General features: G+C 69.7%; 12 protein-coding genes. All 12 read left to right on the plus strand.

What is annotated here, in order from left to right:
- Positions 1-72: 72 nt before the first annotated feature.
- A complete protein-coding gene (locus QZ546_RS03235) occupies positions 73-909 on the plus strand; it encodes a type II secretion system protein N (RefSeq protein ID WP_294234597.1) in 837 nt (278 codons plus the stop codon).
- Positions 906-3,125: a type II secretion system secretin GspD gene (gspD, locus tag QZ546_RS03240; RefSeq protein ID WP_294234600.1), complete on the plus strand. Its 2,220-nt coding sequence runs from the start codon at positions 906-908 to the stop codon at positions 3,123-3,125. The genes QZ546_RS03235 and gspD overlap by 4 nt, the downstream gene beginning before the upstream one ends.
- 121 nt (positions 3,126-3,246) lie before the next feature.
- Entirely contained in the window at positions 3,247-4,716 is a 1,470-nt protein-coding gene (gene gspE, locus QZ546_RS03245) for a type II secretion system ATPase GspE (RefSeq protein WP_294234672.1), read from the plus strand.
- Positions 4,717-5,100: 384 nt separating this feature from the next.
- Positions 5,101-6,324, plus strand: a complete 1,224-nt coding sequence (gene gspF / locus QZ546_RS03250; RefSeq protein ID WP_294234602.1) for a type II secretion system inner membrane protein GspF — start codon at positions 5,101-5,103, stop codon at positions 6,322-6,324.
- 12 nt (positions 6,325-6,336) lie between these two features.
- On the plus strand, positions 6,337-6,792 hold the full coding sequence (gene gspG, locus QZ546_RS03255) for a type II secretion system major pseudopilin GspG (RefSeq protein WP_294234604.1): 456 nt from the start codon (positions 6,337-6,339) through the stop codon (positions 6,790-6,792).
- Positions 6,789-7,379: a GspH/FimT family pseudopilin gene (locus QZ546_RS03260; RefSeq protein WP_367113504.1), complete on the plus strand. Its 591-nt coding sequence runs from the start codon at positions 6,789-6,791 to the stop codon at positions 7,377-7,379. Before gspG ends, QZ546_RS03260 begins: the two co-directional genes overlap by 4 nt.
- Before the next feature lie 82 nt (positions 7,380-7,461).
- Positions 7,462-7,893, plus strand: coding sequence for a type II secretion system minor pseudopilin GspI (gene gspI, locus QZ546_RS03265; RefSeq protein ID WP_294234605.1), 432 nt, complete (start codon positions 7,462-7,464; stop codon positions 7,891-7,893).
- Between the two features lie 107 nt (positions 7,894-8,000).
- Positions 8,001-8,648, plus strand: coding sequence for a type II secretion system minor pseudopilin GspJ (gene gspJ / locus QZ546_RS03270; protein WP_294234675.1), 648 nt, complete (start codon positions 8,001-8,003; stop codon positions 8,646-8,648).
- Positions 8,641-9,627: a type II secretion system minor pseudopilin GspK gene (gspK, locus tag QZ546_RS03275; RefSeq protein WP_294234609.1), complete on the plus strand. Its 987-nt coding sequence runs from the start codon at positions 8,641-8,643 to the stop codon at positions 9,625-9,627. Before gspJ ends, gspK begins: the two co-directional genes overlap by 8 nt.
- Positions 9,627-10,709, plus strand: a complete 1,083-nt coding sequence (gene gspL, locus QZ546_RS03280) for a type II secretion system protein GspL (RefSeq protein WP_294234612.1) — start codon at positions 9,627-9,629, stop codon at positions 10,707-10,709. The genes gspK and gspL overlap by 1 nt, the downstream gene beginning before the upstream one ends.
- On the plus strand, positions 10,706-11,179 hold the full coding sequence (gene gspM, locus QZ546_RS03285) for a type II secretion system protein GspM (protein ID WP_294234617.1): 474 nt from the start codon (positions 10,706-10,708) through the stop codon (positions 11,177-11,179). Before gspL ends, gspM begins: the two co-directional genes overlap by 4 nt.
- Positions 11,179-11,682: type II secretion system protein N (gene gspN / locus QZ546_RS03290; RefSeq protein ID WP_294234620.1), on the plus strand; the 504-nt coding region annotated here is incomplete at its 3' end. The genes gspM and gspN, both read left to right, overlap by 1 nt.

The following is an 11,682-nucleotide window of genomic DNA, read 5'->3' on the forward strand; positions in this document are numbered from 1 at the left end:
TGTTTCGGGGCTTTGACGTCGGGCTGTAACATGCCATGCCTAGGGCCTTGAGATGCGGACGGGGTTAGTTTCATGCGGTTGAGACTCGACGCGCGCGGACGCCGCTGGTTGCGGCGCCTGCCCGTCGTGAATGTCTATTCGGTGGCCGAGCTGGCGCTGATGGCGGTTCTCGCCGTCCAGGGCGCGCGTCTGCTGTGGGTGATCGTCACCCCGGTCTCGCCGCTGGGCGAGTGGCGGCCGCTGGCGCCCGCCATCGCCGGGTCGCCGTCCGCGATCCTGGAGGGCTTCGATCCCTTTTTCCGCCTGCAGGGACAGCAGGGCGCGCCCGCCGCCGTGACGAATCTGCAACTGACCCTGTTCGGCACGCGGCTGGACGAGGCATCGGGGCGCGGATCGGCGATCCTGGCGGGGGCGGATGGCGTCCAGCGTTCGGTGTCGGTCGGTGAGGAGATCCAGCCGGGCGTCACGCTGAAGGCGGTGGCGTTCGACCATATCACCATTGATCGCGGCGGTCGCTCCGAGGATCTGTATCTCGACCAGTCCGATGCTCCGCCCGCTACCCCGGCGGCCCAGGGCGCGGCACCCGTTCCGGCCCCCGGTTCGGTCCCGCCGCAGGGCGGTGTCGCCCTCGCGCAGCTGCGCAGCGATATCGGTTTCATCCCCCGCCTCGACGGCGGACGCGTCTCGGGCCTCGTCGTCCGGCCCCAGGGGTCGGGCGTGGCGTTCCGGGCGGCGGGTCTGCGCGAGGGCGACATCGTCACCGCGCTCGGCGGACGGCCCGTGACCGGGCCGGGCGACCTCGACCGTCTGGCGAGCGATTTCGCCCAGGGCGGTTCTCTTTCCATCACGGTCGAGCGGGGCGATCAGACGCTGCCGCTCGCCCTTCAGATTGCGGCACCTCGGCCATGAAGAAGCTCGTTCTCGGTTCGGTTCTGGCGCTGGCCCTGGCGGCCGGCGCGCAGGCGCAGACCACGCTCAACGTCCGCGATGCCGATATCCGCGCCTTCATCGCCGATGCCGCCAAGGTGACGGGGCGGACCTTCATCATCGACAGCCGGGTCAACGGCAAGGTGACGGTGGTGACCGACCGGCCGCTGTCCAGGTCCGAATATTTCGAGATTTTCCTGTCGACCCTGCGCTCGAACGGGCTGGTCGCGGTGCCGACCTCGGGCGGGGCGTTCCGGGTGCAGCCGGTGGACAACGCCGCGTCGCAGCCCAGCCGGATCGGCTCGGCGGGCGCGAACCGCAACGCCTATGTGACCGAGATCATCCGCCTGCGCGCGATCGACGCGAACAGCGCGCTCGAAACGGTGCGCCCGCTGGTCAGCGCGCAAGGATCGGTGACAGCGAACCGCGCGGGTAACAGCCTGGTCGTGGTCGACTTCGCCGACAATATCCGCCGCATCCGCGAGGTGGTGCGCCGGATCGACGCGGACAATGCCTCGACCCGCGTCATCGCGCTCAGGAATGCGGGCGCGCGCGAGATCGCGACCGCGCTCCAGACGCTGGCGGGCAATGGCGGCGGCGGGCAGGGTGGTCCTGCGCAGGGTTCGACCGGGGTGTCGGTCGTGGCCATCGACAGCTCCAACTCGATCGCGCTGCGCGGTGATCCGTCGAGCGTGGCACGCTTCGCACAGATCGCCATCGACCTGGACAACAAGGCGAAGAGCGGCACCGAAATCCGCGTCGTCTTCCTCGAAAATGCCGATGCCGAGCAGCTTCTGCCCGTACTCCAGCAACTGGTCGGCCAGACGCCCGATCCGGTGCAGGAAACCACCCTGTCGCGTGGCAGCTTCACCCAGACCAACAGCCAGTCCGGATCGCCCGCGGGCACTTCGATCGCGCAGCGTATCCAGCCCGTGGCCCAGCCCCAGGCGGCGAGCGCCCCCGGTGCCGGCGGCCAGAACGGCCAGCCGCCCGCGATCAGCACGCAAGGCGGTCGCACGGCGGCGGTCGTCACCCGCTTCGTCGGCGCCAATGCCATCGTGATCGCCGGTCCCGCCGACATCCAGCGCCAGATCGGCGAGGTCATCCGCCAGCTCGACGTGCGCCGCGAACAGGTGCTGATCGAGGCGATCGTTGCCGAAGTCTCCGACCAGACCGCACGGCGGCTGGGCGCGCAGTTCCTGCTGGGCAGCCTGTCGGGCGGGGCCTTTGCAGCGTCGACCTATGGCAACACGGCACCCAACATCCTCCAGATCGCGGGCGCGGTCGGTGCGAACACGATCGGCGGCACCACCACGACCGTTGTCGCCCCCGATGGCACGCGCACGACGACCAACGTCCCTAACCAGGCCTATAGCCAGCTGACCCAGTCGGCGGTGCAGTCGATCCTGGGCACCACCGGCGGCTTTGCGGGCTGGGGCGGACGGGTCGGCGACACGGTGTTCGGCGCGATCATCAACGCGGTGAAGAGCGACACCACATCCAACCTGCTCCAGGTGCCGCACATCATCACGCTCGACAACCAACAGGCGCACAGCCTGGTGGGCCAGGAAATCCCGGTGACGACCGGCCAGGCGCTGTCGAACAATTTCGACAATGCCTTCCGCACCGTACAGCGCCAGAATGTCGGCATCCAGCTGGACGTGAAGCCGCAGGTGAATGCGGGCGGCTCGCTGAAACTCTATGTCCGCCTCGAGGTCAGCTCGATCGCCGGGCCGGTGTCGAGCAACAATAGCGAGCTGATCCTCAACAAGCGCGCGTTCGAGAATGTCTTCACGCCCGATGACGGCCAGATCACGGTGATCGGCGGTCTGCTCGACGACAATGAGCGGCGGACGATCGAGAAGATTCCGCTGCTCGGCGACATTCCGGGCCTTGGCGCGCTGTTCCGGTCTAAGGCGCGTAGCCGATCGAAAACGAACCTGATGGTCTTCATCCGCCCGACGATCCTGCGCACGCCCGAGGACAGCCGCCGCGTCACCGAGCAGCGTTACGGCTATCTTCGCCAGCTTCAGGGCTATGCCCAGCCCGGCGTCGAGCCGTCGATCGACGAGCTGGTCCGCGACTATATGAACGCCGCGCCGCCGATCCCGCACGCGCCGATGCCCGGTAATATCGAGGACCCGCGCATCGCCGTTCCCGTCGCCAAGCCGATCGAACCGATCAAGCGCCGTGACTGACGAATCCCAGCCTACCGGTGACACCGTCCCCCTGCCGCTGGGCACGCCCCTCCCGCAGGCGGGAGGGGATGGGGGAGGGCCCGCCGCTCTCCCGCTTCCCACGCCCGACGAAGCGCTGGAACTGGTCGCCCCGCTCACCATCCCCTATGCCTTCGCCCGCAAGTTCGGCACGGTCGTCCAGGCCGCCGATCCGCTGACCATCGCGCTTCGCGAAGGCGCCGACCCGCGCGCGCTGATCGAACTGCGCCGCCATATCGGTCGCCCCTTCGCCATTGCCCGCGTCGAGGCACCCGCTTTCGACCGGCTGCTTTCCGACGCCTATGCGATGGACGGACAGGCCACTGCGATCGCAGCGGTCGGCATGGGCGACGAACTGGACATGCTGGCCGACGGCATCCCGACCGCCGAGGATCTGCTCGACACCGCCGACGATGCGCCCGCCATCCGCCTGATCAACGGCATCATCGCCGATGCCGCGCGCAACGGCGTGTCGGATATCCATATCGAGCCGTACGAGACCGGCCTCGTCGTCAGGATGCGCATCGACGGCGTGCTGCGCGAGACCTTGCGGATGCCGCCGCATGTCGCGCCGGTGGTGGTCAGCCGTATCAAGGTCATGGCGCGGCTCGATATCGCCGAGCGGCGCGTGCCGCAGGATGGGCGCATGGCGCTGACCCTGGGTGGCAAGCTGCTCGATGTCCGTGTCTCGACCCTGCCCAGCCGGGCGGGGGAGCGGGTGGTGCTGCGTATCCTCGACAAGGAGAATGCGGGCATCGACCTCGACGCGCTGGGCATGAACCCGGCGATGTACGCGCTGCTGCGCGAGGCGTTGAGCGAACCCAACGGCATCATCCTCGTCACCGGGCCGACCGGCTCGGGCAAGACGACCAGCCTCTATGCGGCGCTGCGCCTGCTGAACGATGGCAGCCGCAACATCCTGACCGTCGAGGATCCGGTCGAATATGCGGTCGAGGGCGTGGGGCAGACCCAGGTCAACGCCAAGGTCGGGCTGACCTTTGCGGCGGGCCTGCGCGCGATCCTGCGCCAGGACCCGGATGTGGTGATGGTCGGCGAAATCCGCGACCGCGAAACCGCCGAGATCGCGGTGCAGGCCTCGCTGACCGGGCATCTCGTCCTGTCGACGGTCCACACCAACGACGCGGTCGGTGCGATCACCCGGATGCGGGACATGAAGGTCGAGCCGTTCCTGCTCGCCTCTACCTTGCGTGCGGTGATCGCGCAGCGGCTGGTGCGCAGGCTGTGCCCGGCGTGCAAGCGCCCCGTAAAGGCCAAGCACACCGTTGCGCCCTTGCTCGGCATCGAGAATAAGGCGATCGTGTACGAGGCGGTCGGGTGCCCGCAGTGCAACGGCACCGGCTATAAGGGCCGGACCGGCGTGTACGAAGCGGTGCGGGTCGACGACACGATCCGGCGGCTGATCAACGAAGGCGGCGACGAACAGGCGATCGCCGCGCACGCCTTCGCCAAGCAGCAACCGCTGGCGGCGGCGGCGCGGACGCTGGTGCTGGACGGCGTGACGACGGCGGAGGAAGCCATCCGCGTATCCCGCCGCGACTCCGAAGCGGGGTGAGGGGGGTGGCATCTCTTGCATCATACCGTGCCACCCCGGCGAAGGCCGGGGTCCAGTTGCCGTGCACTTTGAAGTCGAGTTCACGCGAAGCCGCGAAGCCGCGAAGAGAAAATGGGTTCGCGCAGAGGCGCAGAGGACGCAGAGATGGCGTCCTCGCCGCGCCAGCGGCCCTCCTATTTCGGCTGATGGGAATGGCTGCGCGCTGCCGCGCGCGAGACACCTCTGCGTCCTCCGCGCCTCCGCGCGAACATTCTTTTCTTCTTCGCGGCTTCGCGGCTTCGCGTGAGATAGGATCTCCAACCTGCACCGCGCTTCTGGGCCGTCATCGCAACTGGACCCCGGCCTTCGCCGGGGTGGTGCGCGTTGATGGGGTAAAGGACTGACATGGCCGGGTTCGACTATGTCGCCATCGACACGCGTGGGGCCGAGAAGCGCGGCTTCATCCCCGCCGAAACCAGCGACGCCGCCCGCGCCGCACTGGAGAAGCAGCGGCTCTATGTCGTTTCGATCAAGCCGGGCAGCGGCGACACCGCCGAGCGTCGTCCGCTCTTCGGGCTGAAGCTCGGCCGCGCGCGCATGTCGGTCAAGCAACTGACGCTGTTCACCCGCCAGCTCGCCACGCTCAACCGCGTCTCGCCGCTGGAGGAGTCCTTGCGCACCATCACCCGCCAGACCGAGCAGGAACGGGTGCGCGCCATCGTCGCGACGGTGCATCAGGGCGTCACCGAAGGCCGCCGCCTCGCCGACGCCATGGCGCGTGAGCCCAAGAGTTTCCCGCCGCTCTACCGCGCGATGGTCGCCGCGGGCGAGAGCTCGGGAACGCTGCCGACGATCCTCGAACGCCTCGCCGCGCTGCTGGAACGGCAGGCGGAGATTCGCGGCAAGCTGATCACCGCGCTCGCCTATCCGACGATCCTGGCGGTGGTGGCGATGGGCGTCGTCACCGCGCTCATGATGTTCGTCGTGCCGCAGGTGGTCGAACAATTCGATACGGTCGGGCAGGAACTGCCCTTTCTGACGCGGCTGGTGATCGGGGTATCGGACCTGCTGGTCGGCTGGTGGTGGCTGATGGCGGGTGTTGCCGTCGTCGCGGGGGTCGGTTTCTGGCGCGCGCTGAAGGTGCCGTCGATCCGGCTGTCCTTCGATACCTGGCTGCTGAAGCTGCCGCTGCTCGGCCGGTTGCTGCGCGATCTGCACGCGGCGCGGATGGCGCGGACGCTGGGGACGATGGTAGCCAGCCGCTTGCCGTTGCTGGAGGGGCTGACGCTCACGGCGGGGACGATCCACAATCGCCGGTTGCGCGTGGCGTCCGACGCCATCGTCGATTCAATCCGGGGCGGCGGCAGCCTCTCGGCCGCCATGCGGCGGGCGGGCGTGTTCCCGCCCTTGCTCACCTATCTGGCCGCCAGCGGCGAGGCGGCAGGGCGGCTGGACGAGATGCTGGAGCGCGCCGCCGATTATCTGGAGCGGGAATTCGACCGCTTCACCGCGACCGCTTTGTCGCTGCTGGAGCCCGCGATCATCGTCGTGATGGGCGGCGTGGTCGCCACCATCGTGCTATCCATCCTGCTGCCGATCCTGCAGCTCAACACGCTGGCAGGGCAATGAGAGGACTTGTTGATGCGTAACCCCCACCCCCGACCGATCCGTCGCAAGCGGCCCGCCAACGGCTTTACGCTCGTCGAACTGATGGTCGTCATCGTCATCATCGGCCTGCTCGCGACGATCGTGGCGCTGAACGTGTTGCCCTCGGGCGATACCGCGAAGGTGCAGAAGGCCAAGGCCGATATTTCGAACATCGAGACGGGGCTGGAACTGTACAAGCTCCAGAACCTGACCTTCCCGACCACGTCGCAGGGGCTTCCGGCGCTGGTGTCGATGCCCGCCGGGCTGGCCGATCCGTCGCGCTACCAAAAGGGCGGCTATCTGAAGAAGCTGCCCAATGACCCCTGGGGCCGCGCGTATCTCTATGCGTCCCCCGGCCAGCATGGCGAGGCGGACGTGTGGACCTATGGCGCCGATGGCAAGGAAGGCGGCGAGGGGATCAACGCCGATATCGGCAATTGGGATAAGTGACCGATCGGGCGCGCCTGGATGCCGGGGACGGCGGCAGGCGTGGCCTGCTTGGCGAGGGTGGAGCGTGGCCTTCGACTTCGCTCAGGCTGAACGGGGCTGGGGAACCGTCCCCAACCTCCGTTCGCACTGAGCGAAGTCGAAGTGCATGGGCAAACGGCTTCACACTGGTCGAACTGATGATCGTCATCACGGTCATCGGCCTGGCCTCGGCGATCGCGGTCCTCTCGCTGCCCGATCGGCGGGGGCGCGTGACCGACGAGGCGCTCCGCTTTGCCGCGCGCGTGCGCGCCGCGCATGACGTGGCGGTGGTCGAGGCGTCGCCGGTCAGCATCTGGGTGACGCGCGGCGGGTACGGTTTCGACCGGCGGGCCGATGGCGCCTGGAGCCCGATGACCGCCAAACCCTTGCGTGTCGCGCAATGGGAGGACGGCACGCAGGCGCAAATCCCCGATGCCAGCGGCCGGGTGCGGATCACCTTCGACGTGACGGGCCTGGCGGATCGCCCGGTCGAACTCCGCCTGACCCGCGAGCGGGTGAGCAGCATCGTCCGGATCGGCGCAGACGGCACGGTACGTGTCGATGGGTGAGATTTCCCCCATTCCTCCCCGGCACGGGGAGGGGGACCATGCGCAGCATGGTGGAGGGGGCTGGCCGCAAGGTGCATCCTTTGTGGAAGCCCCCCTCCGTCAGCGCTGCGCGCTGCCACCTCCCCGTGCCCGGGAGGGAGGCTTTACCCTGATCGAGATCATGGTCGCACTGGCGGTGTTCAGCCTGGCGGCGATGGCGCTCGTCCGACTGGAGAGCGCGACGATCCGAGGGGTGGCGATCCTGGACGAGACGGTCGTGGCGCAGATGGTCGCGCGCAATGTCGCTATCGCCGCCGTCACCGACCCGCAGGCCCCTGCGCTCGGTCGCAGTTCGGGGGCCGAGGTGAATGGCGGTCGCAGCTGGAAATGGACCAGGATCGTCAGCGGGACCGGCGATGCGCGGGTCGTGCGGATCGACGTGGCGGTGGCCAATGCCGGGGGAACGATCGTCGGCCGGATGACGATGGTGCGCCCGCCCATGGCCGCGCCGCCGGTCGGGGTAGTGGCGTCGTGAGCCCGCCCGTGTTTCCCCGCGCAGGCGGGGGCCCAGTTTCTGCGAAGTTAGGGCGTGGGGGTAAGCCCCGTCATCCACCACCGGCCAAGAAAGAACTGGGCCCCCGCCTGCGCGGGGGAACCGGGGACAACGGCTTCACCCTGGTCGAGGTCATGGTGGCGCTGCTGATCTTCTCGCTGCTCGCCGCCGCCGCCGTGGCGATCCTGTCGCTGAGCGTCCGCGCCCAGGCCGTCACGGGTCAGAAGCTGGACGCCGTGTCGGCGGTCAGCCGCACGACCGCGATCCTGTCCGCCGATCTGGCCCAGGCGGTCGACCGCCCGACCCGTGACGAGGGCGGGGTGCAGACCCCCGCCATGGTCGCGGGACCCGATGCGATGCGGCTGGTCCGGGGCGGCTGGAGCAATCTCGATCAGGCGCAGCGCCCCTCGCTGCAGAAGGTCGCGTACCGCCTGAACGGCGACGTGCTGGAGCGCATCGCCTCGCCACTGCTCGACGGGGCCGCGCCGATGGAGCCCGCCGCGCTGATGGACCATGTGCGCGAGTTGCATCTGCGCTACCGCTTCAACGGCGCATGGCTCGACCAGTGGCAGGGGCAACCGGGCGTTGCCCTACCCCAGGCCGCCGAGGTGACGATCGTGCGCGACGATGGCATGATCTTTCGCCAGCTGTTCCTCGTCGGCACCGGCTATGTCCGCGACGCCGTGCCGCCGCAGCCCGGACCCACGCCCAGCCCGACCCCGACCCCCAATGGCTAGGCCGGTCCGCCGATCGGAGCGCGGTGCGGCACTCCTCACCGTCCTGATCCTGGTTGCGGTCATCGCGGTGCTGGCCGCGACCGCGCTGGAAAAGCTGCGCCTGTCCACCCGGCTGGGTGGCAATGCGACGGCGATCGAGCAGGCGCGGGGCTATGCCTATGCCGCCGAGGCGCTGGCGATCATCCGCATCGGCGACTTGCTGGAGCGGAGCCAGGGGAAGGTGTCGCTGCTCGGCGGGTGGAGCGACCGGCCCTTCGCGCTGCCGCTGGGCGACGGGGCGGGCGGCGGCAGTGCGGTGGCGCGCGTCACCGATGGCGGCAATTGCTTCAACCTCAACGGCCTGGCCCAGGCTCTGCCGGGCCAGGCCGGCGTGCTGATCGGCAATGCGGTCGAGGTCGCGCATTTCGCCAAGCTGATGCGGCTGCTGGGCATTCCCGGCCAGGTCGCCGATCAGGTCGCGACCGCCACCTCCGACTGGATCGACAGCGACCAGAATCCGCAAGGCGGCGGGGCGGAGGATGCCGTCTATCTGGCCCGCGATCCCGCCTATCGGACCGGCGGCGCGATGATGGCGGATGTCAGCGAGCTGCGCATGGTGAACGGCGTGACGCCCGAACTCTACGCCCAGCTTCGCCCCTGGGTCTGTACCCTGCCCGAGGCCAAGCCGACGACCGTCAATATCAATACGCTGGCCCCCGAACAGGCGCCGCTGGTCGCCATGGCGCAGGTCGATACGATTTCGCCGGGCGCCATTTCGCAGGCCCTTTTGCGCCGCCCGCCGCGAGGCTATGCGGATGTCGGCGCGTTCTGGGCCCAGATAGCGGGGGCGAGCGGGGGCGGGAACGTGGCGACGACGACCCGCTGGTTCGACTTGCGGATCGAAGTGAGCCTGGGCAGCGTCGGGGTTCGCGAGCGCGCGCTGGTCGATGCGACACGGATGCCGCCGCGACTCGTTTCGCGGATATGGGGGGAAGAGTGATGAGTGCGACCAACCTCCTGTTCCTGCCGCCGGGCGAGGGCGGCGACTATCGCTGGATGCGGATCGAGGACGAGCGTGTCGCTGCGGCGGGCGAGGGCCTGCCGCAAGGGGACGGCGACATCATCGCGGTCGCACCCGCCGATGCGGTGTCGCTGCACTGGGCCGAGATTCCGGCGCGCTCGACGGCGCAGGCGGCGGCGGCGGCGCGCCTCCTCGCCGCCGAGGTCAGCGCCGCGCCGATGGACGAGCTGCATGTCGCGGTCGGCGCGGAGGAAGGCGGCAGCCGCCCGATCGGCATCGTCAATCGGGGCGCGGTGGCGGGCTGGCTGGCGCGGCTGGGCGCGGCCGGGGTCGATCCGGTCGCGCTGGTGCCCGCGCCGCTGCTGCTGCCGCGCCCTGACGAGGGCTATGTCCGCGGCGATCTGGCGGGCCAGGGCGTGGTGCGCGGGCGCGCCTCGGGCTTCGCCGACGAGCCGGGCTTTACCGAGATCGTTGCCGGTGACGCGCCGCTTGCCGATCTGGATGCCGACGGGATCGAGGCAGCGCTGGGCGCGGCGGCGGCGAGCCCGGCGCTCGACCTGCGCCAGGGCGTGTTCGCGCGGCGGCGGGGCTTCGTCATCGATTGGCGGTTGGTGCGGCGGCTCGCCTGGCTGGGACTCGCCATCGTCGTGGCGACGCTGGCGATCGACTTCGTGCGATGGACCAAATACAGCTTTGCCGCCGACGCGACCGAGGCCAGGATCGAGCAGATCGCCCGCACCGCCCTGCCGCGCGGCGAGACGCTGGTCGATGCCGACCGCCAGCTGACCGAGCGGCTCTCGGCGGTGCGCGGACCGGGCCAGGGGTTTAGCCGGACGGCGGCGGCGGTCTTCGCCGCCGTGCGCGCGGTGCCGGGCACCGAGCTGACCGCGATGGACTTCCAGCCGAGCGGCGACATCCGGCTGGGCGTGGCGGTCGACCGCGCGGCGCTGGCCACCGACCTGAAGACGGCGATCGAGGCGGAGGGCTTTTCCGTCCAGGCCAGCACCTTCGTCGCGGCGAATGGCCGGATCACGGGAGAATTCACGGTGCGCGCACGATGAAAGCGCTGAAACGCTGGTTCGATGGCCGCAGCCTGCGTGAGAAGCGGTTGTTGCTGGTCATGGGCGCGCTGTTGATCGTGACCATCCTCTGGGGCGGCCTGTTACGACCCCTGGGCGACGGCCTGTCGGACGCGCGGGAGCGTCACGCCGATGCAGTGATCCGGCTGGGCGAGGCGCAAGCCGTGGCTGCCGAGCTCAGCCAGCGCCGCCGCCGTCCGCCCGCTTTGTCGGGAACGCTCGCCGATACGGTACGATTGTCGGCCGAGCAGGCGGGCTTCACCCTGTCCGCGCTGACCGAGGATGGCCCCGGCCGGGTGCGGGCGCAGATCGCCTCGGCCCGGCCCGCTGCGCTGACCCCGTGGCTCGCCCGGCTGGAGCGGGGCGGGGTGCTGGTCGAGCAGGCGACGTTGACCGACAATGGCGACCGGACGGTGGGCGTCGCACTCCTCTTGCGGACGCGGGTGTCGTGATGCGGGTGCGATTGGCCACCCGCCCGCCGGTCCTGTTTGCGGCGATGCTGATCGTGGCGCTGATCGTCTTCCTGCCCATGCGCCTGGCGCTGGGGATGACCGGGCTGGTCGATGAAGGGCTGAGCGCGCGAAGGGTCGGCGGCACCATCTGGGGCGGCAGCATGATCGAGGCGCGGTTCGGGGCGGTGGCGCTGGGCGATCTGCGCGTTTCGCTGTCGCCCCTGGCCCTGCTGGTCGGGCGGGCGACGCTGGCGTTCGAGGGGGCGGGCGTCGATGGGCGCCCGGTCACGGGCTCCGCATCGGTCAGTCGCCATGCGATGGGCATCGATGGCGTTACCGCCAGCCTGCCTGCGGCCACGCTCTTCGCGCCGCTGCCCGTCACCACGCTGGCGCTGGAGGACGTGACCGTCCGCTTCCGCGACGGCGTGTGCGAGGAAGCGGACGGTCACGTCCTCCAGCGCCAGCGTGGTGACGGGCAGCGGCGCGAAGAGCGTGGCCGCAGG

Origin of the sequence: uncultured Sphingomonas sp., assembly GCF_913062585.1 — a bacterium.
In the GTDB taxonomy this organism is placed as follows: domain Bacteria; phylum Pseudomonadota; class Alphaproteobacteria; order Sphingomonadales; family Sphingomonadaceae; genus Sphingomonas.

Bases quoted from the DNA above. Each gene is read 5' to 3' on its own strand.
- gspG (WP_294234604.1), top strand. From the start codon at position 6,337: ATGCGTAACCCCCACCCCCGACCGATCCGTCGCAAGCGGCCCGCCAAC.
- gspM (WP_294234617.1), top strand. From the start codon at position 10,706: ATGAAAGCGCTGAAACGCTGGTTCGATGGCCGCAGCCTGCGTGAGAAG.
- gspL (WP_294234612.1), top strand. From the start codon at position 9,627: ATGAGTGCGACCAACCTCCTGTTCCTGCCGCCGGGCGAGGGCGGCGAC.
- gspF (WP_294234602.1), top strand. From the start codon at position 5,101: ATGGCCGGGTTCGACTATGTCGCCATCGACACGCGTGGGGCCGAGAAG.
- QZ546_RS03235 (WP_294234597.1), top strand. From the start codon at position 73: ATGCGGTTGAGACTCGACGCGCGCGGACGCCGCTGGTTGCGGCGCCTG.
- gspK (WP_294234609.1), top strand. From the start codon at position 8,641: ATGGCTAGGCCGGTCCGCCGATCGGAGCGCGGTGCGGCACTCCTCACC.
- gspD (WP_294234600.1), top strand. From the start codon at position 906: ATGAAGAAGCTCGTTCTCGGTTCGGTTCTGGCGCTGGCCCTGGCGGCC.